Origin of the sequence: Rahnella perminowiae (assembly GCF_019049755.1) — a bacterium.
Lineage (GTDB): Bacteria > Pseudomonadota > Gammaproteobacteria > Enterobacterales > Enterobacteriaceae > Rahnella > Rahnella perminowiae.
On the sequence record NZ_JAFMOS010000580.1, the window covers coordinates 1 to 23,145 of the forward strand.

A 23,145-nucleotide genomic window follows, 5' to 3' on the forward strand; every position below is an offset into this window, starting at 1 on the left:
CTTTAATTCTCAGCTTGTTAATAAATATGAATAAATAGAAATAGGTATGAAGATTTATTTCTATTATTCATTCAGGAGATAAAGCCACATAGTGAAATGACAGGTAAGCGTTGTACGCAAAAAAAGCGAAGGGGGCCTGGAAACGATAACTCAACGTACTTGTTTTGTGAGTATCACATCTGCCTGAGATGTTCTATCCTATACCCGTCATACTTCAGATTGCAGGTGGCGGCTGCGCCAGAATGACTTACTTATGTAAGTTCATAGGGATTCGCGTGCTTGCTGCCTTCCCGCATCTGGAAGTATTTTGGGTTGATACCTGGCATGGAAAGCCGCATATCGGCAGGGAACTGGCCGGAAGAAGAACATTGAAATCAGGAGTCAGGACTCATGGCTGTAGGGATCAGAAGCGGTGTATTGTCTCGCTGGCTGGCGCCGATTATCGCACTGCTGGTGGTGTTTCAGCTCACTGCATGCGGCGATAAAGAACCGGAACAACGCAAAGCCTTTATCGATTATTTGCAAAATACCGTCATGCGCAGCGGGCAAAATCTGCCGTCGCTGAGTGAAGATCAGAAACAACGTTTTGGTAATTACGCGAATGACTACGGCATCATTCTGTCATTCTCCCGCCAGATGAAAGGTGCCGTTGAAGGTAGCCTGGTACCGGTGGTCAGCGCGATTGGTCAGGTGCGTACGCCGCAGGATTACATGACGCAGCGCAGCGCGTTGCAACAGGCGGAAAGTACGCTGAGCATGCTCAATGCCCAGTTGCGTGATTCGAAAGTCAAAGCCGATACCGCGATGGCTGCACTGAAACAGCCGGATGATCTGAAAGCCGTTTATAGCCAGGTATACAACAGTGTGGTGACCCAGCCTGCTAACGTGTTGACCCCGCTGGTGCCTGCGCTGCAAAGCTTCACGCAGGATATCGTGTCAGTGGGTGATTTCCTGCAACAGCAAGGCACTCAGGTCGCCTTTGCTAACGGCGGCGTGCAGTTCCCGACGCAGCAACAGGCTACGCAGTACAACACCATGATGTCTAATCTGGTGGGCAAACAGCAGACATTGCTTCAGGCGCAAAAAGTCGCGCAGGGCGATTTCAGCCACTAAGCCACACTAAAATCTGCAAAAAAGCCACGTCATCTTGTACGTGGCTTTTTTATTGCCCCGGACCCTGCCCATAGATTTATAAAAAATGACAATTTTTAGCCTGCAAATCCGGCTGAATTCCTCTACTTTTGAAGGCAACTGTCCGATTTTCCCCGTATTTCACTTTAAGGATTTTTGATGAAACGTCAGACGATGACTCTGTTGGCTTCTCTGGTGCTGGCGCCGACGCTGGCTTTTGCTGCCGACAGCGCAACCGCAGATTTCACCCCGGCGCAGCAGGAAGCCATTGGTAAAATTGCGGCGGATTACATGTTGCAGCACCCGGAAATTCTGGTGCAGGTCAGCCAGAAATTGCAGGCACAGCAGGCTGATCAGCAACAACAGCAAACCCTGAGCGCCGTGCTTGAAAACGCCAAAACGCTGGTAAACGACCCGGCGACCCCAAGCTATGGTCCGAAAGATGCCAAAGTCGCGTTCGTAGAATTCTTCGATTATCAGTGCCTGTATTGTAGCCACATGGCGCCGGTGGTTGAGCAGACCGTGAAAGCGAACCCGAACGTGCGCTTCGTCTTCAAAGAATGGCCAATCTTCGGTGATCGCTGGAAAGCCTCCATCACGGCTGCGGAAACCGGTATGGCCATCTGGAAAGAAAAAGGCAGCCAGGCGTATTTCGATTATCACAACAGCATTTACCGCACGGGTCATGATGAAGGTAAGCTTACAGATGCTGATATCGCCGGTGCAGTGAAAGCTGCCAAAGCGACAGCGCCAACCGATGCACAGCGCAAAGCCACACACGAAGCGATCGCCGCTAACGATGAGCTGGCACGTACGCTGGGCTTCAGCGGCACCCCGGGTTTCGTGGTGATGCCAACCAGCGGTGCAACTGCTGAAAACACCAGTGTGCTGCCTGGTGCCGTTTCTGCTGAAGAACTGCAGGCCGCCATTGTGAAGGCGCAGGGCGGGAAGTAATTTTCTCTGTAAAACACGATTTCATCACGGCGGGCTGTCTGACAGTTCGCCGTTTTGTTTTTCCGCCCCCGCCTGTAATTTTCTTTCAGCATTTCCTCTGTAAACTCAGTTTTCCTTTCCTAAGACACGTCTGAATTTTTTTTAAGCGAAATACACAAGTCCGCCCAAAAATAATTTGTGATGAATATCACGTTTTAATGATAAAGACTCGTTAACAAAAAGTGACTTAAGTCACATTATGAGGGGTGTTGCGCTTAAATAATCGCCAGTGTAGCTCGGTTACAGACTGTTTTTGTGATCGAAGTCACCAAAATGCAGGGGGTAAGGGTCCCGTATGTGTGATCTGCGTCACGAGCTGTGGGGTGGCTACGCGAGGCCTATAATCACATGGTAGAGTCCGCCTCGCAGACAGCAATTCGACGGACGGATTTTTAAAGCAGTGGCACAAAAACCGAAATAACCGTCACCGATAATTAACTGATATCACGCGCTCTATTGTCAGCGCGTATCAATAGGGGTGCGTTTTATGTTTTCACCAGACGTTAAGATCAAAGTTCAAAACTTTGGTCGCTTCCTGAGTAACATGGTAATGCCCAACATCGGCGCATTTATCGCCTGGGGTATCATTACTGCTCTGTTCATTCCTACCGGCTGGATCCCTAATGAAACATTAGCGAAACTGGTTGGCCCGATGATCACGTATCTTCTGCCATTGCTCATCGGTTTTACCGGTGGTCGTCTGGTTGGTGGTGATCGTGGTGGTGTGGTCGGCGCAATCACCGTAATGGGGGTTATCGTTGGTGCGGATATGCCAATGTTCCTCGGCGCAATGATTGCAGGCCCGTTAGGCGGCTGGTGCATCAAGCGTTTTGACCGCTGGGTTGACGGTAAAATCAAAAGCGGCTTCGAGATGCTGGTTAACAACTTCTCGGCCGGTATTATTGGTATGCTGCTGGCAATCCTGGCTTTCCTGGCCATCGGCCCGCTGGTTGAAGCCCTGTCTAAATTGCTGGCTGCAGGCGTGCACATCATGGTTATCCATAACCTGTTGCCGCTCGCCTCTATCTTTGTTGAACCGGCGAAAATCCTGTTCCTCAATAACGCCATCAACCACGGTATCTTCTCTCCGCTGGGTATCCAGCAGGCGACTGAAACCGGTAAATCTATCTTCTTCCTGATCGAAGCGAACCCAGGTCCGGGTATGGGCGTCCTGATGGCGTACATGTTCTTCGGTCGTGGCAGCGCTAAGCAATCTGCGGGCGGCGCGGCAATCATCCACTTCCTGGGTGGTATCCACGAAATTTATTTCCCATACGTTCTGATGAACCCACGTCTGCTGCTGGCGGTAATCCTGGGGGGTATGACCGGCGTGTTCACCCTGACGCTGCTCAACGGTGGCCTGGTATCCCCGGCTTCTCCGGGTTCCATTCTTGCGGTTCTTGCGATGACGCCAAAAGGCACGTACTTCGCTAACATTGCGGCGATTGTGGCAGCATTTGCGGTGTCCTTCGTGATCTCCGCATTCCTGTTGAAAACCACCAAAGCGAAAGATGGCGACGATCTGGACGAAGCAACACGTCGCATGCAGGATATGAAAGCCCAGTCTAAAGGCGGCAAACCGGCTGTTGCAGGCGTAGCGGGTGACCTGTCTACCGTACGTAAAATCATCGTTGCCTGTGACGCCGGTATGGGGTCAAGCGCCATGGGTGCCGGTGTGCTGCGCAAAAAAGTGCAGGATGCAGGTCTGACCAACATCAGCGTCACCAACAGTGCAATCAACAATCTGCCTGATGACGTGGATCTGGTGATTACTCACCGTGACCTGACCGAACGTGCCATGCGTCAGGTGCCACATGCACAGCACATTTCGCTGACTAACTTCCTCGACAGCGGCTTGTACACGGACCTGACTTCCCGTCTGGTAGAAGTGAACAAAGCCAGCCAGTACAAAGAGAAAGTGACCACTACGCTGGGCGACAGCCTTGTGGCTGACAATGAAAACGAAAACCTGTTCCGCATCAGCGAAAGCAACATTTTCCTCGGCCTGAATGCGGGCACCAAAGAAGACGCGATTCGTTTTGCCGGTGAACAACTGGTGAAAGGCGGTTATGTTCAGGCAGAATATGTGGAGGCGATGCTGGCACGTGAGCAACTGACCTCAACGTATCTGGGGGAATCCATTGCTGTGCCGCACGGTACCATTGAAGCGAAAGATCGCGTACTGAAAACCGGTATCGTGTTCTGCCAGTATCCGGCGGGTATCCGCTGGGGCGATGATGAAGATGACCGTGCACGCCTGGTCGTCGGTATTGCAGCGCGTAACAATGAGCACATCAACGTGATCACCAAACTGACCACGGCGCTGGATGAAGACGGGGTGATTGACCGTCTGGCGAACACCACCAGCGTTGAAGAAGTTCTGACCATCCTTCGCGGCTAACGTTGAGCGGTTAATCAGTAGAGCGTCACTAAGCGGGTCTTGATAAAAGACCCGCTTGTTGATTCGGAGCCGGGCGGCTCCCGGCTTTACCCAAAGCTTTTTACCATAAAGTATGGCCTCCGATTTGAAGGAAATATTATGAAAGCATTACATTTTGGTGCAGGTAACATCGGTCGCGGTTTTATTGGCAAATTACTTGCTGATGCCGGGGCTGAACTGACGTTTGCGGATGTCAGCCCTGCGTTGCTGGACGCGCTGAACAGCCGTAAAGGTTATGACGTGCACGTTGTCGGTGAGCAGGCCACCATTGAGCCTGTCACGAATGTGAATGCCGTGAACAGCGCCGGTCAGGAGGCCATCAACCTGATCGCTGAAGTCGATCTGGTGACCACCGCCGTCGGCCCGACCGTGCTGGAAAAAATCGCGCCAAACGTCGCCAAAGGTCTGGTGCTGCGTCATCAGCAGGGCAATGAAAAGCCACTGAACATTATTGCCTGTGAAAACATGGTGCGCGGCACCAGCCAGTTTAAACAGCACGTATTCAATGCGCTGCCGGAAGATGAAAAAGCCTGGGTTGAAGCGCATATCGGCTTTGTCGATTCTGCGGTTGACCGTATCGTTCCGCCTGCCGCTGCTGGCACCACCGATCCGCTGGAGGTTACCGTTGAAACCTTCAGTGAATGGATCGTCGACAAAACCCAGTTCAAAGGCGAATTGCCGGAAATCGCCGGCATGGAACTGACCGATAACCTGATGGCGTTTGTCGAACGTAAACTGTTCACCCTCAATACCGGCCATGCCATCACCGCCTATCTGGGTCAGCAGGCAGGCCATGCGACAATTCGTGATGCAATTCTTGATGAGAAAGTGCGTCTGGTGGTTCGTGGTGCGATGGAGGAGAGCGGTGAAGTGCTGATCCGCCGTTACGGTTTTGACCCGGAAAAACATTTCGCGTACATCGAAAAAATTCTGACCCGTTTCGAAAATCCGTACCTGCATGACGATGTTGAACGCGTTGGCCGTCAGCCACTGCGTAAACTGAGCGCAGGCGATCGTTTGATCAAACCTTTGCTGGGTACGCAGGAATATCGCCTGCCGAACGACAACCTGGTGAGAGGAATTGCGGCCGCGATGCATTATCGCAGCGAGCAGGATCCGCAAGCGAAAGAACTGGTAGAATTGCTGGAGAAAGTGGGGCCAAAAGCAGCCCTCGCCCAGATTTCAGGTCTGCCAGAAGATGGCGAAGTCGTGGCGAAAGCCGTCGCTCTCTACGAATCGATGCGCTGATACTGCGTTTATTTTGATTTCGCCAACACCAGGCAAAGAAAGCCCTGTCGGGCAGGATGTCTCTGTCCGACATGCGCGCATCATGGATGACGCCAGGGGCGCTGTCGGCACCGGCTCTTTAATGCAAGTAAGCCCTATGGAAAAAGCTCAGGCGTTTGAAAACCGTGTCCTTGAAAAGCTCAATGCGGGTAAAACCGTGCGCAGCTTTTTAATGACCGCTGTGGAGTTACTGGCGGAAGCGCTGGATATTCTGGTCGTGCAGGTTTTCCGCAAAGACGATTACGCGGTGAAATATGCAGTCGAACCTTTACTGACCGGCACCGGCCCGCTTGGTGATTTGTCTGTTCGCTTAAAACTGATTTATGCGCTGGGTGTAATCAGCCGTCACGAGTATGAAGATGCGGAATTACTGATGGCGTTGCGTGAAGAGCTGAATTACGACGGCGAAGAGTATCGTTTTACCGATGATGAAATTCTCGGCCCGTTCGGTGAATTGCATTGTGTGACAGAACTGCCGCCGGCACCGACCTTCCTGAAACCCGGGGAAGCCGACGAATCGCTGATCGCCATGCAACGCCAGCGTTATCAGCAAATCGTCCGCTCCACCATGGTGCTTTCCGTGACCGGGCTGATTGCCCATATCAGTAATCAGCAGCCTTCCAGGCTTTCTCCGGTGCAAAAGTGAATCCCCGTCATACTTCGGGCCGCAGATGCGTTAGCTGCGTTCAGTCACCCGAATCACTTACTTGAGTAAGCTCATCAGGATTCCATCACTTGCCGCCTTTCTGCAACCCGAACTATTTTGGGGATTCGTTTTAGTGAATCGCATGACGCACTTCGCCCACCAGTAGCCAAAGCGCGGTTAACGCCATCATGCCGCCCATGATCGTGTTGAACATTTTCAGCTTCCATTCTACCCGTAATGCCTGACGTAACCTGTCACCCATCACTACCCACACCAGAATGCAGGGCAGATTGATCAGCGCGAAGCCGATACAAATCAGCAGTGTATGATGCAGCATGTTGCCATCAGGCGGGGTGAATAAGATCGCCACATTAGTCGCCATCAGCCAGGCTTTTGGGTTCACAGCCTGAAATAATGCACCATTAACCATGTTCATCGGTTGCTGTTTGGTCCCTTCTTTTGGCGAACCGGAACGGTAAATTTTCCACGACAACCAGAACAGATAGGCGCAGCCCACTGCCGCCATCGGCAGACGCACCACCGTCATCCAGCTAAGCAGAATCGCCAGCATGGAAGTCATCAGCGCACATTGCACCACGCAGCCAAGTGTAATGCCCAGCATCATCGGCACGCTGCGGCGCAGCCCGAAATTCACCCCGGAAGCCGCCAGCAACAGATTATTCGGGCCGGGCGTAATTGACATCACAGTGACGTAACTGACAAAAGCGGTATCGATCATGTTGTTTTCCTGCATCCCCTGTTTTCCAGATAGCCAGAGTAAACGCTGAACAGAGAAGGTAACAGAACCAGAAATACGCTATTGTTATGGTTACAGATTGCGTAACCCAAAACTGTACCCATCGCTTTTTACGGAACTGACACCATGACTGACACCGCGGATTTCAGCGACACCCGATATAACCAGCTGGCAGAACAACTGGCGGACGCTATCCGCCGTGGCACACTCGCGCCGGGCAGCCGTTTGCCGTCCGTGCGGCGCAGCGCACAAACCTGGTCAGTCAGCATCAACACTGTGGTAGCGGCTTACCGGCGGCTGGAAGATCGCGGCTTTATCGAGGCACGCCCGCAGTCGGGTTTTTATGTCCGTGCCGCGTTGCCTGCGCTGAACCATCAGCCACAGGAACAACCACAAACGCCAGCCGCAAAACCCGCAGATGAAGTGCTGGATCTGATCGACACAGTGTTCGCCTCACAAATTGACCCCACCTATACCAACTTATCGCTGGCCTGCCCGCAGTCGAACGATTTTTACCCGACCGGCAAGCTGGGGCGAATTATGGCATCATTGCTGCGTCGTCAGCCCAATCTGATCGGGCAATACGCGCTGCCGCCGGGCAGCCCGGCGTTACGCCAGCAAATTGCCCGCCGTGCACTGGCGCTCGGTATGATTTTAGAACCCGCAGATATCACGATTACGCACGGTTGCATGGAAGCGTTACAGCTGGCGTTGCGCGTCACCACCAAACCCGGTGACAGCGTCGGGCTGGAAACGCCGACCTATTTTTACCTGCTGCCGATGCTGGCAAGTCTCGGACTGAAAGCGGTGGAAATCCCCACGGATCCGCAAACTGGCCTGTCGCTGGATGTGCTGGAAATGCTGCTGACCGAGAAACGTCTGAATGCGGTGATCGCCATGCCGACGGCGCAAAATCCGCTGGGCTTTACTATGCCGCTGGCGGCAAAAAAACGGCTGGCGCGGCTGATGAACGATCACCATGTCCCGCTGATTGAAGACGGGTTGTACGCGGAAATTCAATTTGGCGCGACATTGTCTCCGGCGGTAAAAGCCTTTGACCGTGACGGCTGGATCCTGTTTTGCACCAGCTTTACCAAAACGCTGGCCCCTGATTTTCGCATCGGCTGGGTGGAAGGCGGACGCTTTGCCGATAAGCTGCATAAACTGAAAGCTGTATCGTCAATGGCAGAGTCCGCTTTGCTTTCCCAAACGCTGACGCTGTTTCTGGAGTCAGGCGGTTACGATCATCATCTGCGGGCTTTACGCAAGCGCTACGCGTCGCAGGTTGAGCAGGCACGCGCGCTAATCGCCCGCCACTTTCCACAAGGCACCCGTGCCACACAGCCGGCAGGCGGATTTGTGATTTGGGTGGATTTCCCGCCGGGTGTCGACTGCGTCACGCTGTTCCGCCAGTTGCTGAAAGATAAAATTTGTATGACGCCGGGGCAACTGTATTCACCCAGCGGCCGCTACACCAATGGCCTGCGTTTGTCGTGCTGCTATGTTTTTGATACACGCTATATTTCAGCAATGATCCGCATTGGTGAGCGGGCCTGTGAGATGTGCGGTTTGCCTCCGGGGCTGGCAGAAACGCAGGAGCAAGCTGAAGAATCCCGCACTTCCTGATACACTGACGGTTATTATCCCCCATTTACAATCGTGCCCGCTGCGGCATGAACGGATCTGAAATCATGAAAGAAGTTGAAAAAGCCGAGATCAAACGTCTCAGCGATATGCTGGATGCACTGAATCACAAAGATGCGATCGTGATTCAGGCGGGTAACGCCGAGTTAATCGCTAAGCACGAAGAAGAAAAAGAAAAGCTCGCGGCAGAAATCGCGCGTCTGAAAGCCGTGCGTGAGAAAAAACTCAGCACCGAAGCGCAGAAGCTGGAAAAGCTGTTCAGCCGTGAAATCACCAAGAAAGAACAGGCTGATATGGGCACGCTGAAGAAAACCGTACGCGGTATCGTGGTGGTTCACCCGATGACGGCGCTGGGCCGCGAAATGGGCCTGAAAGCGGTGACCGGTTTTTCTAAGAAAGAATTCTAAACTAATACTCCGGGGGTGAAGTTTTGCCCTGCTCCTCCCCCTGCGAAGGGGAGGGCGTTAACATTACTTCCCAAACAATCGTCGTCCAAAATCTTCGATCTTGCGGTTTACCAGCCGCATTTGCATGGTTTTACTCCAGCTGGCGGAGATCCCTGCGGCAGACATCAGACGGCGATACTGTTCCTCATCAAATGGCATGTTGAAGGCGATAGAAATCGCTTCTGCAACAGACACCTCGCTGTTGCGCGTCAGCAATTCCAGCGGCCGGTCGCCGCTGACATTTCCGGTACTGACGACCCGATATAACCAGCCACAACGTCCGCTTTGTTGTAACAACGGCGACAGGTTTTTGCAGTCGAGAAAATGATTCAGCTTGTAGCAGGGCGCGCGCGGCTGGGTGACCTGAATCAGCGCGTCGCCCCAGCGGAAAATATCGCCGATAAACACGTTATCTTCGGTCATGCCCAGCGTTGAAAGATTTTCGCCAAACGCAGGGGGATGAAAGCGGTCTTCTTCTTCGGGAAATTGCTGGCGCAGCCAGGCGTAATGTTCGCGGGGGAAATGGCACAGCGCGCGGTCAGCGCCACCGTGATAAGCCTTTTCGGCTTGCTGATCATTTTCCAGCCCGAGCGGCGTTAAAGCGATGCTGCCATCAACCTGACGTTTGGCAATCGCACTGGATGAAAAATCGGGATAATGTTCGATGGTACCGATATATACGTCGGGATAATGCATAAGCTCTCCGCTGCTGAAAGGTCACTTGCTCAAGCATAACCTGCATTCGACAGCGGGAGTAGAAGGAATACCTGCACACAAACGGGTGCGCAGGTTAAATCGTTAATCAGAACGTTTCCCAGTTATCCTGACTGGTTTTGCTTTGTGCCGGCAGTGCCAGAGTCGGACGGCGCAGCGCGGCGGATGCTGGCGCATCCAGTCTGTCGCCATTATCAGCCAGACGGAATACCGAGACTGCCTGGGTCAGCGTCGCGGCCTGATCTTCGAGTGAATCAGCGGCGGCGGAAGACTGCTCAACCAGCGCGGCATTCTGCTGTGTCGTGCTGTCCATTTCGACAATCGCTTGCGAAATCTGACTGATGCCACGGCTTTGTTCGTCAGAAGCAGAGGCGATTTCACCCATAATATCGCGCACATGCGAGACCGATTTTACGATGTCCTGCATGGTTCGTCCGGTGTTTTCCACCAGCTTCGCACCGGTATTCACCCGCTCAACGGATTCGGCAATCAGTCCTTCAATTTCTTTCGCTGCCTGTGCACTGCGCTGTGCCAGTGTGCGGACTTCCGAGGCGACGACGGAGAATCCGCGCCCCTGTTCACCGGCCCGGGCGGCTTCAACGGCGGCGTTCAGCGCCAGAATATTGGTCTGGAACGCGATGCCGTTGATGACGGAGGTAATTTCAGCAATACGTTTTGAGCTGCCGGAAATCTGCTGCATGGTGTCGACCACCTGGCCGACCTGTTTGCCACCGAGCGTCGCGGTACCTGAAGCTTCGCTGGCCAGTTTGCTGGCGTGATGGGCATTATCAGCGTTCTGTTTCACCGTTGCGCTCAGTTCTTCCATGCTGGCGGCGGTTTCTTCGACGGCCGCAGCCTGCTGTTCGGTGCGTGAGGAAAGATCGGTATTCCCGGCAGCGATTTCCGCCGCCGCGTGAGATACCTGTGAAACACCGGAGCGGATTTCATAAATCATGGTGCTGAGGTTCTGGCTCATTGCGGATACCGCGTTCATCAGCATGCCCAGTTCATCGCGACGTGTGGTCGGATGCGCCACAGTCAGGTCACCCTGCGCAATCGCCTCTGCTGTTTTCAGCGTATCACGCAGCGGCTGGGCAATCTGGCGGGTGATTCGCCATGCAATGATAATCCCGACCAGCAGTACGATCAGTGTAATCACCATCATGATGTTTTGCGCATCACGTATATCTTTATGCGTGTTAATCAGTTCATTTTTAAAGATTTTCGCTACCAGAGCGTTCATCTCTGCGGCTTTTACTGACAGCAATTGTGAATTTTTTTGTTCATCTTCATAAGCCGGCATGAACGCCTGAACGTGATTTTTATAGGTTGCCAGTGCACTCATCAGCGGGGCAAGTGTGGCCTGCTGATCCGGCAACAATAATGCGTTGAGTTTTTTAGCATTCGCTTGCGTATCATCAATTGACTTCAACAGCTTGGCTTCAGTTTCTTTATTAATGTTCAGCAACAGGCCGCGCACGTTATAACGCACACTGATCAGTTTCTGAATCACTTCAGCCAGTGAAAGCCGAATGGAAGGATCGGCATCTTCTACGCGTAACTGATCCTGCAAACGCGTCACCACGGCTTCCGTCTCGGAAAGATTCCAGCTGGCCCGCACCGCATCTTTGCGATCGACGGCTTCTTTGAATGCGGCCTGCGCCTGCTGGTACTCATGGATTTTCACCGGCACCTGATCGAGATTTGTTTGACTGGCGGTATCCCAGTCCAGCTTGTCTTTCGACTGGGTTATCAGTTGCGACAGTGCGTCAATGTTGTCCTGGTTTTGTTTGAGATACACCGGATTGTAATTGAGCTGATAAAGCGTACGGCTGAGGCGGGCATCATTGAGTAATGCATTCATCTGATTACTGAAATCGACTTTTTCCGCACGCTGACTGATGTCGTTAAATTTAATCATTCCCGCAGTGGTAATGACGGCCGCGATCAAAAGCACCAGGCCGAAACCCAGACCCAGTTTGGTGCCGACCTTAAGATTGTTCATCCACTGCGAAAGACCCGATCCGTTACTCATAATCATTCTCCGTCAAACATCCCTTTTAAATAGACATGCGGTTTTGTGACGCCTTTGTGAACAATCTATCGGTAGGCTTTTTCATAAACTTTATAGGATGTGTGGCGTATTTTTGATTAATGCGAGCGGGGTCTAATAATGGTGGGAAACAGAAGAATAATTCGCTGTGAAACAGTGAGCATGCGTACAAATTCAGGACATAAAAAAGCGGGTCACAGACCCGCCATTGGCTAAGACATCTTGCCCGTGCTGGGCGGCAGTGCGAAATTACTTCGCTTCAGCCAGACGTTTTGCAGCTTCGTCCCAGTTTACAACAGCCCAGAAGGCTTTGATGTAATCAGGGCGTTTGTTTTGATATTTCAGGTAGTAAGCGTGTTCCCACACATCCAGACCCAGCAGCGGGTAACCGGAAGCGCCGGAAATGGCTTCGCCCATCAGCGGGCTGTCCTGGTTAGCTGTAGAAACGACGGCCAGTTTGCCATCTTTCAGTACCAGCCATGCCCAACCTGAACCGAAACGGGTTGCCGCTGCTTTCTCGAAAGTTTCTTTGAAAGCGTCAACGCTGCCGAAATCGCGTTCGATGGCAGATTTCAGTTCGCCTTGCAGTGTGGTGCCGGTTTTCAGGCCTTTCCAGAACAGGCTGTGGTTAGCGTGGCCACCTGCGTTGTTACGCAGAACGACTTTCTTGTCTGCAGGAACCTGATCCAGCTTGGTGATCAGTTCTTCAACCGGCAGTGCAGCCAGTTCCGGCAGGCTTTCCAGCGCAGCGTTAGCGTTGTTAACGTAAGTCTGGTGATGTTTAGTGTGATGGATTTCCATCGTTTCTTTGTCGAAATGCGGTTCGAGTGCGTCGTATGCGTAAGGCAGTGATGGCAGTGAATAACTCATGTTCATCGTCTCCGTAGTGTAGGGCGGCACCGTCATTGTGAGCACCGCGTAATCAGTCGGATCATTATAGTTAATTAAATGATATTGAAAATGATTATCTCTGTCCCCGCCAGCGGATAGATACGCGTAAGCGCCTGTTATTCGGGGCTTAGAACCAGATAACCGCAAACAATCCTAAATTGTCTAAAGGCACGCGGTGCTTAAAGGGGCCTTTAGCTGTTCTTGATGAAATAGCGATAACTGAAGTCATCTAAGAGTTCTGTTTCCGGATTTCTGCGCTGAAATATTTGCGCTTCCCGTTTACGACGCGCAGTACGGATATCCAGATTTAATCCATATAGCTCAAGAGTAACACATGCTCTGTGACCGTTTTCCGTGCTGGCGAGCGGAGATACTTCAATTTCACCTGTCAGGTAATTTGCCACGAAGTAATCATCAAAATGATATTCGAGATCATCAGGGTTGAGCAGTGCGGGATCATATCGGTTACCTTTTTCACTCTGACAGCGGTCACAGCAGGGATAAAGATTTTGCCAGTGGAAAGCCAGTTCCGGAAAGGCGTGGCGTTCCTTGGGCTTAAAATGTTCGATGGTCTGGCGGCTTTCAGCACCGGTCAGTCCGTCGCAAAATGCACAATGTTGAAGGCTTGCGTCGAATAACTTTTGGCGGACATTTTCATAGCATTTGGGTGAATACCAGCGGAAACGTTTTCGACATCAAACTGTTCCTTCACTTCAAAAATCTCTTCCAGAATCAAGGAATGCTTTTGCAGATTGATGGTATTCATAAATAATTTCTGAATAGCTTGAATCAGAATAACCAAGGCTGTCACCGCCTTGAGCCAGAAACTTATACCCGCTATATGAACCGTTTTGATGGTCAAACATGTAATGAACACGGTTGTCTTTTGTCGCCAGCCGCGAATTAATTAAAGACATGTCCCCCATTTTGCTTCATCAAATACCGCCGCCAGCGCATACAGCAGAGTACTTTTCCCGCAGCCGTTCGGGCCGGTGAAGATATGGATCTCTGCCTTTTCAGCATCAGCTTCTGCACTTTTAATCGGTGGGAAATCAAAATGCGTATTCTCGAATACGCCCACATTGATGGATAACTGTTCAAATTCTGCGCTGAGTTTACCTCAGCCGCTGCGGATGCGTATACACCGTTGCCCGTCCCGGTTTGCTGAAACCGACCAGCGTCAGATTGCATTTTTCGGCGACGTCGACCGCGAGCGTGGTGGCGGCGGAGACGGCGAACAGAATTTCGATGCCGCACATGGCGGCTTTTTGCACCATTTCATAACTGGCGCGGCTTGATACCAGCGCGGCACCGGATTTCCAGTCGCTCTGTCTGGCACGGATACCCAGCATTTTATCCAGCGCCACGTGACGGCCCACATCTTCGCATCCACCCAGTAACTGACCTTCCGGCGTGATCCAGGCAGCGGCGTGGGTGCAACCGGTAAGCTGGCCGATTTCCTGTACGGATTTCAGCTGATGCAGCGCATTATCCAGATTCGCCAGCTCAAACGTTTGGGTAAACGGCAGTGGCGCGAGCGGGCGGAACAGATCGTCTAACTGTTCGATGCCGCAGACTCCGCAACCGGTGCGGCCCGCCATAGCCCGGCGGCGTTCTTTCAGCCCGGCAAAACGGCGGCTCGACAGTTCGATATTAACTTCTATACCGTGGCAGTTTGGCGTCACCTCCATCCCGTAAATCTCACCGGTGGATTCAATAATCCCTTCTGACAATGAAAAGCCCAGCGCAAAGGCTTGTAAATCTTTTGGCGACGCCATCATCACCACATGTGAAATGCCGTTATAGACCAGAGCGACGGGCACTTCCTGAGCAATCCAGTCATCTTCAGGTTCATTGAGATGTGTGCGTTGCATCACCGGTTTTTGGCTCGCTCCGATGATCTGAGTCACTTTTTTGTCATCTTTTTCGCCCAGTTCGTTTACGTGATGGACATCCATTAGCAATAACCTTATAAACATTCCGGCTACATAAGCCGTACAAAAAATCAGGACTTTATACCTTAATTTTACCGCTTTCGACGTTGTTCATGAAAGCGCCAATTTGAAAAGCAATGTGTGCCTAAATGATGGGAAGGAGTCTTTCATGCAAGTCAGCAGAAGACAATTATTCAAAATATGTGCGGGTGGTATGGCCGGCACCACAGCAGCATTATTAGGATTCACGCCGACTCTGGCGCTGGCGGAAACCCGCCAATACAAACTGCTTCGCTCACGTGAAACCCGCAACAACTGCACTTACTGTTCCGTAGGTTGCGGCATGCTGATTTACAGCCAGGGCGACGGCGCAAAAAATGTCACTGAAAATATCTTTCATGTAGAGGGTGACGCCGATCATCCGGTCAGTCGTGGCTCGTTGTGCCCGAAAGGTGCAGGTGTGCTGGATTACATCCACAGTGAAGGCCGCCTGACACATCCGCAGTACCGTGCACCCGGCTCCGATAAGTGGCAGCGCATCTCCTGGGATGAGGCGATTTCCCGTATCGCCCGCCTGATGAAAGATGACCGCGATGCCAACTTTGTCGAGAAAAATGACAATAACGTCACGGTCAACCGCTGGCTGACCACCGGTATGCTGTGTTCTTCAGCGGCCAGTAACGAAACCGGTCTGCTTGATCAGAAATTCACCCGCGCACTGGGTATGGTGGCGATCGACTGCCAGGCCCGGCTGTGTCACGGCCCGACCGTTGCAGCATTAGCGCCTACGTTCGGTCGTGGCGCGATGACCAACAACTGGGTCGACATCAAAAATGCCAACGTGATTTTGATTATGGGCGGAAATGCGGCAGAAGCGCATCCGGTCGGATTCAAATGGGTGATTGAGGCCAAAACCAAAAACAACGCTAAAGTCATCGTGGTCGACCCGCGCTTTAACCGCAGTGCTGCCGTGGCCGATATTTACGCGCCTATCCGCGCCGGTTCCGACACGGTTTTCCTGCTGGGTATGATCAACTACCTGATCATCCACAATAAAATCCAGACCGAATACGTCCGGGAATATACCAACGCCAGCCTGCTGGTGCGTGAAGACTATGAATTTAACGACGGGCTGTTCAGCGGTTTTGACGCAGCGAAAAAAGCCTATAACAAGGAAAGCTGGCACTATCAGCTTGATGAAAAAGGCTTCGCGAAACAGGATAAAACGTTGCAGGACCCGCGCTGTGTGTGGAATCTGCTGAAAGCGCACGTATCCCGTTACACGCCGGAACTGGTGGAGCGCCTGTGCGGCACCCCGAAAGAAGATTTCCTGCTGATCAGTTCCATTCTGGCGGAAACCTGTGCGCGCGACAAAACGTCGACCATTTTGTATGCACTGGGCTGGACGCACCATACCGGCGGCGCACAAATCATCCGCTGTGCGGCGATGATTCAGTTGCTGCTCGGCAATATCGGTATGCCCGGCGGTGGCGTGAATGCCCTGCGCGGTCACTCTAATATTCAGGGCTATACCGACCTCGGTTTGTTGTCTCTGAACCTGCCCGGCTACATGCCTTTGCCGTCTGAAAAACAGACCCGTTTTACTGATTATCTGCAACAAATCACCCCCGTGCCGCTGGTGGACGGACAGGTCAATTTCTGGAAAAACACGCCGAATTTTTTCGTCAGCATGATGAAAAGCTTCTGGGGCGAACATGCCACGGCGGAAAATGACTGGGGCTTTGACTGGTTGCCGAAATGGGACAAAAGCTACGATGTGTTGCAACAGGCCGAGCTGATGACCGAAGGCAAACTCAACGGCTATATCGTGCAGGGCTTCAATCCGCTGGCGGCATTCCCGGATAAAAACAAATCTTCGCGCGCGCTCTCGAAACTCAAATACATGGTGGTGATCGACCCGCTGGTCACCGAATCCTCGAATTTCTGGCAGAACCACGGCGCGATGAACGACGTACAAACCGCCGATATTCAGACCGAAGTGTTCCGCCTGCCGTCTTCCTGTTTCGCCGAAGAAAACGGATCAATAGTCAACTCCGGTCGCTGGCTGCAATGGCACTTTCAGGCCTCTGAGCCACCGGGTGAAGCGCTGCATGACGGCAAAATTATCGCCCGTCTGTTTATGAAACTGCGCGAACTGTATCAGAAAGAAGGCGGTGCGAACCCGCTGCCGGTGCTGAATATGGCGTGGGATTATCAGGATCCACTCGACCCGTTGCCGGAAGAGATCGCCCGCGAAGCCAACGGCAAAGCGCTGGCCGATATTCATGACGATCAGGGCAATCTGTTGGCGAAAAAAGGCCAGCAACTTTCAACATTTGCCCATCTGAAAAATGACGGCAGCACGGCCAGTTTCTGCTGGATTTATACGGGAAGCTGGACGGAAGCCGGTAATCAGATGGCGCGCCGCGATAACGCCGATCCGTCCGGTCTGGGCTGCACGTCCGGCTGGGCATGGTGCTGGCCGCTCAACCGCCGCATTCTGTATAACCGCGCCTCCGCCGACCCGCAGGGACAGCCGTGGGATCCGAAACGCGAAATCATCCGCTGGGATGGTGCGAAGTGGACCGGTTTTGACGTCCCGGATTACAGCGCCGCTGCGCCGGGTTCGGGTGTCGGGCCGTTCATCATGCAACAGGAAGGCGTCGGGCGTTTATTTGCGACCGACAAAATGGCCGACGGTCCGTTCCCCGAGCATTACGAACCTATCGAATCACCGATTGGCACCAACCCGCTGCATCCGGACGTTATCTCGAACCCGGTTGCGCGTATTTTTGCCAGTGATTTGCCGAATATGGGCACCGCCCGAGACTTCCCGTATGTGGCGACCACCTATTCAATTACCGAATTGTTCCGCCACTGGACCAAACACGCGTTGCTCAACGCCATTGCGCAGCCTGAGCAGTTTATCGAGATCGGCGAAAGTCTGGCCGCCTCGAAGGGCATTGCGCAGGGTGATGAAGTGAAAGTGTCTTCGAAGCGCGGATTCATCGTGGCCAAAGCCGTGGTGACCAGGCGCATCCGGCCGCTGACCATCGACGGTAAGCACGTCGATACCATTGGCATCCCGTGCCACTGGGGATTTGAAGGTGCGACGCGTAAAGGTTATTTAGCCAATACGCTGACGCCGTCAGTCGGTGACGCTAACTCGCAAACGCCGGAATTCAAGGCGTTCCTGGTTAACGTGGAAAAGGTCTAACGGAGGCGAATTATGGCAATGCAATCTCAGGACATACTGCGTAAGTCCGCAACCAACGGGTTGACGCCAGCGCCGCGCGCCCGTGACCATCAGCAGGAAGTGGCGAAACTTATCGACGTCACCACCTGCATTGGCTGTAAAGGCTGTCAGGTCGCCTGTTCCGAATGGAACGACCTGCGCGATGAGGTCGGTATCAACACCGGCGTTTACGATAACCCGATGGATCTCAGTGCGAAATCCTGGACGGTGATGCGTTTCTCTGAAGTGGAACAAAACGGCAAGCTGGAATGGCTGATCCGCAAAGACGGCTGTATGCACTGCGCCGATCCGGGCTGCCTGAAGGCTTGTCCGGCGGAAGGGGCGATTTTGCAGTACGCCAACGGCATCGTCGATTTCCAGTCGGAACATTGCATCGGCTGCGGTTACTGCATCGCCGGTTGCCCGTTCAACATTCCGCGCATCAACCAACAGGATAACCGTGCCTATAAATGCACGCTGTGCGTTGACCGTGTGAGTGTGGGCCAGGAACCGGCGTGTGTGAAAACCTGCCCGACCGGCGCGATTCATTTCGGTACGAAAACCGCCATGCAGGATTTAGCCGCAGAACGGGTCAGCGAGCTGAAAGGTCGCGGGTTTGATCATGCCGGTTTATACGATCCGCAGGGTGTTGGCGGTACGCACGTGATGTACGTGCTGCATCACGCCGACAATCCTGAGTTGTATCACGGCCTGCCAAAAGATCCGGCCATCAGCGCGGCGGTCACCTTGTGGAAAGGGGTTTGGAAACCACTGGCTGCTGTCGGCTTCGCAGTAACTTTCGCCGCCGCAGCATTCCATTTCCTGGGCGTGGGGCCGAACTACGTGAAAGAGGATGAGCACAGAGAAGAGGAAGAAAAACATGATGATGAGGAGAAACGACCATGAAAAAAGAGAAGTTAATCCAGCGCTATAATCTGGCGGAACGTCTCAATCACTGGATTGTTGCCTTTTGTTTTGTGACGCTCGCCCTCAGCGGCATCGGCTTCTTTTTCCCGTCGTTTAACTGGCTGATGAACATTTACGGCACACCCCAGATGGCGCGTATCCTGCATCCGTTTTTCGGCGTGGTGATGTTCATCTCTTTCCTCGGCATGTTCTTGCGCTACTGGAAGCACAACCTGCCGGAAAAAGACGACATTGTGTGGGTGAAAAATATCGGTAAAGTGCTGACCAACCATGAGGTCGGCGATACCGGGCGCTACAACTTCGGTCAGAAATGCGTGTTCTGGGCGGCGATCAGTTGTCTTGTGCTTCTGATGGCCAGTGGCGTCATTATCTGGCGTCCGTGGTTTGCCGGTTATTTCCCGATCCCGCTGATCCGTCTGGCGCTGCTGGTGCATTCGCTGGCCGGCATCGGCCTGATTCTGGTGATTATCATGCATGTCTACGCTGCGACCTGGGCGAAAGGCTCTATCCCGGCGATGACCGGCGGTAAAGTGCCTGCGTCATGGGCGAAGTATCACCACCCACGCTGGTACCGTCAGGTGCGTGCTGAAGCGTTGAAAAAAGAACAAGATAAAGATGAGAGGAAAGCCGGATGAGCATCCAGATTGTCCCCCGGGACGCGCTGGCAGACGGTAAAACCACGGCGGGGAATATCCCGCCGGTACTGTTCGCCAATCTGAAAACGCTGTATCAGCGCCGTGCCGATCGCCTGCGTAAACTGGCCGAAGACAGCCCGCTCGACGGATATCTGAATTTTGCTGCGGCGATTTGCGATGCCCAGCAGCGCGTGCTGAAAGATTTCCCGCTCACTGTCGACCTGCGTGATGAATTAGCGAAAGCGGCGGGTAAACCGCCGCTCGATTGCCGGTTGTTTCCACGAACGCCGCACTGGCTTACATTGCTGGATGCGCTGATTAGGGTGCTCAAACACGGCGCGTCAGAGCCGGTGCTCGGTGTGCTTGAGCGCCTTGAACACTCCCCGAATCTTCAGCGCGAAATGATGGCGACAGAGCTGCTTTGCCAGGATTTCAAACACGTTCCGGCTGACAAAGCCCCGTTTATCTGGGCTGCGTTGTCGCTGTACTGGGCACAGATGGCGGCGCAACTGCGCGGTGTCGGGCGGGCAGATTATGGCGAAAATCGTCTGTTCTGTCCGGTGTGCGGCAGCGTTCCCGTTTCTGCGGTGATCGCGTTTGGTGCCCACAGCGGCCTGCGCTATCTGCACTGTAATCTTTGCGAAAGTGAATGGCATGTCGTGCGCGCAAAATGCAGCAACTGCGATGCAATGGAACATGTAAACCTCTGGTCCATCGGCGATGAACAGGCCACGGTGAAAGCCGAAGCCTGCGACGATTGCAATGCTTACCTGAAAGTGATTTATCAGGATAAAGACCCGCAGGCAGACGCGGTAGCGGACGACCTTGCGACGCTGTTACTTGATGACCGTCTGGAAGACAAAGGTTTTTCCGGCAGCGGCATCAACCCGTTCCTGTTTCCCGCTGAATAACCGGTAAAACCGGCAGCCGTGACTGGTAAACCCCTGCATGGCTGCTAGTTTTAATAGAGGTTCCGGCGAAAACGAGGAGGGTCTGATGAAATTGATCGGCAGTTATACCAGCCCGTATGTGCGCAAAATTTCGGTGATGTTGCTGGAAAAAGGCATCCCGTTTGATTTCATTAACGACACGCCCCACGAACCGGGCTGCAAAATCACACAGTACAATCCTCTCGGAAAAGTCCCCGCGCTGGTGGCCGATGATGGCGAAGTTTTTTATGATTCGCCGATTATTGTGCAGTTCATCGAACTGATGAATGTCGCACCCACGCTGTTGCCGTGGCAACCGCTGGACGCGTTACGTGTGAGGCAAATTGAATCGCTGGCCGACGGTGTCACTGATGCCGCCGTGGCGCTGGTGCTGGAAGGTCGCCGCGATGCTGATAAACGTAACGAAGCCTGGATTTTGCGCCAGAGGGAAAAACTGTTGCGCGGGCTGGATGCGCTGGAAAAGCATGCGGCAAGCCGTACATTGCTCAATTCTGAAAGCCTCAATGTGGCCGACATTGCCGTCGCCTGTTGTCTGGGCTATCTCAATTTCCGGCGTATCGCGCCGGGCTGGTGTGTTGAGCGTCCTGAACTGGTAAAACTGGCAGAACGCCTGTTCCAGCGCGAGAGTTTCGCGCGCACCACCCCACCCGGGAGTGGTAACGCCAGCTTTGCAGCTAAAAAGGTGTGAAGCCGCTCGAAGAGTTCTCTTTACATCCCACCGGTTCGATTTTCACTGCCTAGACTTTATGCAGCGCTCTGCTAATCCCTGCTGCATAAAGGAGTTCCATCATGGCTTATGATAAAAATCCTCATGCCGTCAAACCGGAAGAATACGGTTTCCCGCTTAAACTCAAAAAACAATACGACAACTTCATTGGCGGTGAATGGGTCGCGCCGGTGAAAAAACAGTATTACGACAATCTGACACCGGTGACCGGTGAGGTACTGTGTCAAGTGGCCAGCTCCGGCACCGATGACGTCGATCTGGCGCTGGACGCCGCCCATAAGGCCAAAGACGCATGGGGAAAAATGCCGGTGCAGCAGCGTGCAAATTTACTGCTGAAAGTCGCCGATCGCATGGAACAAAACATTGAACTGCTGGCAAACGCCGAAACCTGGGATAACGGTAAACCGATCCGCGAAACCAGCGGCGCCGACGTGCCGTTAGCCATCGACCATTTCCGCTATTTCGCCTCTTGCGTGCGTGCGCAGGAAGGCGGGATCAGCGAAATCGACAGCGAAACCGTTGCGTATCATTTCCACGAACCGCTCGGCGTGGTGGCGCAGATTATCCCGTGGAACTTCCCGCTGTTGATGGCGTGCTGGAAAATGGCACCGGCGCTGGCGGCAGGTAACTGCATTGTGCTCAAACCCGCCAAACTGACGCCGCTGTCCGTTCTGTTGTTGATGGAGCTGGTGCAGGACATTTTGCCTGCGGGCGTCATTAATGTGGTTAACGGCGCGGGTGGTGAGATCGGCGAATATCTGGCGACGTCTAAACGTATCGCGAAAGTGGCGTTTACCGGCTCGACGGAGGTCGGCCAGCAAATCGCCGGCTATGCCGCACAAAACCTGATCCCGGCCACGCTGGAACTGGGCGGTAAATCACCCAATATTTTCTTTGCCGATGTGATGGATAAAGAGGATGAATTCTTCGACAAAGCGCTGGAAGGGTTTGCGCTGTTTGCCTTCAATCAGGGTGAAGTCTGTACCTGTCCGAGCCGTGCGCTGGTTCAGGAATCTATCTACGAACGTTTTATGGAACGTGCGATCAAACGTGTTGAGGCTATTAAAACCGGTAACCCGTTGGATATTGAAACCCAGATGGGCGCGCAGGTTTCTGCCGGACAGATGAAAACCATTCTGGATTATATCGAAATCGGTAAAAAAGAGGGCGCAGAGGTACTGACCGGCGGCGCGAAGAAAAAACTCGAAGGTTCGCTGAACGAGGGATATTACCTGCAACCCACTATTTTGCTGGGTAAAAACAACATGCGTGTTTTCCAGGAAGAAATCTTCGGACCGGTGCTGGCCGTCACCACGTTTAAAGATATGGACGATGCGCTGCGAATTGCCAATGATACCGCTTACGGATTAGGCGCAGGTGTCTGGAGTCGTGACGGCAATGTGGCCTATCACATGGGCCGCAATATTCAGGCCGGACGCGTATGGACCAACTGTTATCACGCTTATCCGGCGCATGCCGCATTTGGAGGTTACAAACAGTCCGGTATCGGGCGCGAGACTCATAAAATGATGTTGGATCACTATCAGCAAACGAAATGTTTACTCGTTTCTTATTCGAGTAAACCGATGGGGCTTTTCTGAGGAATGATCGCGCATTCTGACCGTAATTGATTTTTCCGGCTGACGATGGCATATAAAAACGCCATCGTCAGTGAGTTTACTTAATACATCATTAATCTATTGTGCATTGCGCTCATTTAGCGGTTAACTTAAAG

At 53.0% G+C, this 23,145-nt stretch carries 21 protein-coding genes; 13 read left to right on the plus strand and 8 right to left on the minus strand.

The window, feature by feature from the left end; translation table 11 throughout:
* Positions 1-390: 390 nt before the first annotated feature.
* The 5 genes from J1785_RS16200 to J1785_RS16220 all read left to right on the plus strand — a co-directional run bounded on the left by J1785_RS16200 (position 391) and on the right by J1785_RS16220 (position 6,497).
* Positions 391-1,113, plus strand: a complete 723-nt coding sequence (locus tag J1785_RS16200) for a DUF3053 domain-containing protein (RefSeq protein ID WP_129954041.1) — start codon at positions 391-393, stop codon at positions 1,111-1,113.
* A 177-nt stretch (positions 1,114-1,290) separates the two neighbouring features.
* Positions 1,291-2,085, plus strand: coding sequence for a DsbA family protein (locus tag J1785_RS16205; protein ID WP_129954039.1), 795 nt, complete (start codon positions 1,291-1,293; stop codon positions 2,083-2,085).
* A 526-nt stretch (positions 2,086-2,611) separates the two neighbouring features.
* Positions 2,612-4,525 carry a PTS mannitol transporter subunit IICBA gene (locus J1785_RS16210; RefSeq protein ID WP_129954037.1) on the plus strand — a complete coding sequence of 638 codons (1,914 nt, stop codon included), beginning with the start codon at positions 2,612-2,614 and terminating at the stop codon, positions 4,523-4,525.
* 138 nt (positions 4,526-4,663) lie between these two features.
* Positions 4,664-5,812: a mannitol-1-phosphate 5-dehydrogenase gene (locus J1785_RS16215; protein ID WP_129954035.1), complete on the plus strand. Its 1,149-nt coding sequence runs from the start codon at positions 4,664-4,666 to the stop codon at positions 5,810-5,812.
* Between the two features lie 136 nt (positions 5,813-5,948).
* Positions 5,949-6,497: an MltR family transcriptional regulator gene (locus J1785_RS16220; RefSeq protein ID WP_014411435.1), complete on the plus strand. Its 549-nt coding sequence runs from the start codon at positions 5,949-5,951 to the stop codon at positions 6,495-6,497.
* Between the two features lie 130 nt (positions 6,498-6,627).
* On the opposite strand, the gene J1785_RS16225 is transcribed toward J1785_RS16220, so the two are convergent.
* On the minus strand, positions 6,628-7,236 hold the full coding sequence (locus J1785_RS16225; protein ID WP_217219899.1) for a LysE family translocator: 609 nt from the start codon (positions 7,234-7,236) through the stop codon (positions 6,628-6,630).
* A gap of 144 nt (positions 7,237-7,380) precedes the next feature.
* Here J1785_RS16225 and J1785_RS16230 point away from each other — a divergent pair, with 144 nt between their 5' ends.
* Positions 7,381-8,880, plus strand: coding sequence for an aminotransferase-like domain-containing protein (locus J1785_RS16230; RefSeq protein ID WP_129991536.1), 1,500 nt, complete (start codon positions 7,381-7,383; stop codon positions 8,878-8,880).
* A 65-nt stretch (positions 8,881-8,945) separates the two neighbouring features.
* The gene (locus J1785_RS16235) at positions 8,946-9,305 is read left to right on the plus strand and encodes a YibL family ribosome-associated protein (RefSeq protein WP_217158895.1); all 360 of its coding nucleotides are present in this window, start codon (positions 8,946-8,948) and stop codon (positions 9,303-9,305) included.
* Positions 9,306-9,368: 63 nt separating this feature from the next.
* Here J1785_RS16235 and yiiM read toward each other — a convergent pair whose 3' ends face one another.
* From yiiM to fdhD, 7 genes are all read right to left on the minus strand, one after another.
* Positions 9,369-10,040, minus strand: a complete 672-nt coding sequence (gene yiiM, locus J1785_RS16240) for a 6-hydroxyaminopurine reductase (protein ID WP_129954028.1) — start codon at positions 10,038-10,040, stop codon at positions 9,369-9,371.
* A 106-nt stretch (positions 10,041-10,146) separates the two neighbouring features.
* The gene (locus tag J1785_RS16245; RefSeq protein WP_217219906.1) at positions 10,147-12,093 is read right to left on the minus strand and encodes a methyl-accepting chemotaxis protein; all 1,947 of its coding nucleotides are present in this window, start codon (positions 12,091-12,093) and stop codon (positions 10,147-10,149) included.
* A 267-nt stretch (positions 12,094-12,360) separates the two neighbouring features.
* Positions 12,361-12,981 carry a superoxide dismutase [Mn] gene (gene sodA, locus J1785_RS16250; protein ID WP_129954025.1) on the minus strand — a complete coding sequence of 207 codons (621 nt, stop codon included), beginning with the start codon at positions 12,979-12,981 and terminating at the stop codon, positions 12,361-12,363.
* A gap of 212 nt (positions 12,982-13,193) precedes the next feature.
* A complete protein-coding gene (locus tag J1785_RS16255) occupies positions 13,194-13,406 on the minus strand; it encodes a hypothetical protein (RefSeq protein ID WP_217219908.1) in 213 nt (70 codons plus the stop codon).
* 188 nt (positions 13,407-13,594) lie between these two features.
* Positions 13,595-13,768: a hypothetical protein gene (locus J1785_RS16260; protein WP_217219909.1), complete on the minus strand. Its 174-nt coding sequence runs from the start codon at positions 13,766-13,768 to the stop codon at positions 13,595-13,597.
* Between the two features lie 141 nt (positions 13,769-13,909).
* Entirely contained in the window at positions 13,910-14,083 is a 174-nt protein-coding gene (locus J1785_RS27085; RefSeq protein WP_217219911.1) for an AAA family ATPase, read from the minus strand.
* Positions 14,084-14,117: 34 nt separating this feature from the next.
* Positions 14,118-14,960 carry a formate dehydrogenase accessory sulfurtransferase FdhD gene (gene fdhD / locus J1785_RS16270; RefSeq protein ID WP_129954021.1) on the minus strand — a complete coding sequence of 281 codons (843 nt, stop codon included), beginning with the start codon at positions 14,958-14,960 and terminating at the stop codon, positions 14,118-14,120.
* Between the two features lie 145 nt (positions 14,961-15,105).
* On the opposite strand from fdhD, the gene fdnG reads away from it, so the two are divergent.
* The 6 genes from fdnG to exaC all read left to right on the plus strand — a co-directional run bounded on the left by fdnG (position 15,106) and on the right by exaC (position 23,011).
* Positions 15,106-18,153 carry a formate dehydrogenase-N subunit alpha gene (fdnG, locus tag J1785_RS16275; RefSeq protein ID WP_217219912.1) on the plus strand — a complete coding sequence of 1,016 codons (3,048 nt, stop codon included), beginning with the start codon at positions 15,106-15,108 and terminating at the stop codon, positions 18,151-18,153.
* A gap of 12 nt (positions 18,154-18,165) precedes the next feature.
* The gene (fdxH, locus tag J1785_RS16280; RefSeq protein ID WP_129954017.1) at positions 18,166-19,077 is read left to right on the plus strand and encodes a formate dehydrogenase subunit beta; all 912 of its coding nucleotides are present in this window, start codon (positions 18,166-18,168) and stop codon (positions 19,075-19,077) included.
* A complete protein-coding gene (gene fdoI / locus J1785_RS16285) occupies positions 19,074-19,733 on the plus strand; it encodes a formate dehydrogenase cytochrome b556 subunit (RefSeq protein WP_129954015.1) in 660 nt (219 codons plus the stop codon). The genes fdxH and fdoI overlap by 4 nt, the downstream gene beginning before the upstream one ends.
* Complete coding sequence (gene fdhE, locus J1785_RS16290; RefSeq protein WP_129954014.1) at positions 19,730-20,644, plus strand: formate dehydrogenase accessory protein FdhE; 915 nt, start codon at positions 19,730-19,732, stop codon at positions 20,642-20,644. Before fdoI ends, fdhE begins: the two co-directional genes overlap by 4 nt.
* An 85-nt stretch (positions 20,645-20,729) precedes the next feature.
* The gene (locus J1785_RS16295; protein WP_217219914.1) at positions 20,730-21,371 is read left to right on the plus strand and encodes a glutathione S-transferase; all 642 of its coding nucleotides are present in this window, start codon (positions 20,730-20,732) and stop codon (positions 21,369-21,371) included.
* Between the two features lie 101 nt (positions 21,372-21,472).
* The gene (exaC, locus tag J1785_RS16300) at positions 21,473-23,011 is read left to right on the plus strand and encodes an acetaldehyde dehydrogenase ExaC (RefSeq protein ID WP_217219915.1); all 1,539 of its coding nucleotides are present in this window, start codon (positions 21,473-21,475) and stop codon (positions 23,009-23,011) included.
* Positions 23,012-23,145 lie beyond the last annotated feature (134 nt).

Excerpts from the sequence above, each read along its gene's own strand:
- J1785_RS16225 (WP_217219899.1), bottom strand. The coding sequence starts at position 7,236 with ATGATCGATACCGCTTTTGTCAGTTACGTCACTGTGATGTCAATTACG.
- J1785_RS16230 (WP_129991536.1), top strand. The coding sequence starts at position 7,381 with ATGACTGACACCGCGGATTTCAGCGACACCCGATATAACCAGCTGGCA.
- J1785_RS16205 (WP_129954039.1), top strand. The coding sequence starts at position 1,291 with ATGAAACGTCAGACGATGACTCTGTTGGCTTCTCTGGTGCTGGCGCCG.
- J1785_RS16245 (WP_217219906.1), bottom strand. The coding sequence starts at position 12,093 with ATGAGTAACGGATCGGGTCTTTCGCAGTGGATGAACAATCTTAAGGTC.
- fdnG (WP_217219912.1), top strand. The coding sequence starts at position 15,106 with ATGCAAGTCAGCAGAAGACAATTATTCAAAATATGTGCGGGTGGTATG.
- fdhD (WP_129954021.1), bottom strand. The coding sequence starts at position 14,960 with ATGGATGTCCATCACGTAAACGAACTGGGCGAAAAAGATGACAAAAAA.
- J1785_RS16220 (WP_014411435.1), top strand. The coding sequence starts at position 5,949 with ATGGAAAAAGCTCAGGCGTTTGAAAACCGTGTCCTTGAAAAGCTCAAT.
- fdxH (WP_129954017.1), top strand. The coding sequence starts at position 18,166 with ATGGCAATGCAATCTCAGGACATACTGCGTAAGTCCGCAACCAACGGG.
- fdoI (WP_129954015.1), top strand. The coding sequence starts at position 19,074 with ATGAAAAAAGAGAAGTTAATCCAGCGCTATAATCTGGCGGAACGTCTC.
- sodA (WP_129954025.1), bottom strand. The coding sequence starts at position 12,981 with ATGAGTTATTCACTGCCATCACTGCCTTACGCATACGACGCACTCGAA.
- exaC (WP_217219915.1), top strand. The coding sequence starts at position 21,473 with ATGGCTTATGATAAAAATCCTCATGCCGTCAAACCGGAAGAATACGGT.
- J1785_RS16200 (WP_129954041.1), top strand. The coding sequence starts at position 391 with ATGGCTGTAGGGATCAGAAGCGGTGTATTGTCTCGCTGGCTGGCGCCG.
- J1785_RS16235 (WP_217158895.1), top strand. The coding sequence starts at position 8,946 with ATGAAAGAAGTTGAAAAAGCCGAGATCAAACGTCTCAGCGATATGCTG.
- yiiM (WP_129954028.1), bottom strand. The coding sequence starts at position 10,040 with ATGCATTATCCCGACGTATATATCGGTACCATCGAACATTATCCCGAT.
- J1785_RS16260 (WP_217219909.1), bottom strand. The coding sequence starts at position 13,768 with ATGAATACCATCAATCTGCAAAAGCATTCCTTGATTCTGGAAGAGATT.
- fdhE (WP_129954014.1), top strand. The coding sequence starts at position 19,730 with ATGAGCATCCAGATTGTCCCCCGGGACGCGCTGGCAGACGGTAAAACC.
- J1785_RS16210 (WP_129954037.1), top strand. The coding sequence starts at position 2,612 with ATGTTTTCACCAGACGTTAAGATCAAAGTTCAAAACTTTGGTCGCTTC.
- J1785_RS16215 (WP_129954035.1), top strand. The coding sequence starts at position 4,664 with ATGAAAGCATTACATTTTGGTGCAGGTAACATCGGTCGCGGTTTTATT.
- J1785_RS16295 (WP_217219914.1), top strand. The coding sequence starts at position 20,730 with ATGAAATTGATCGGCAGTTATACCAGCCCGTATGTGCGCAAAATTTCG.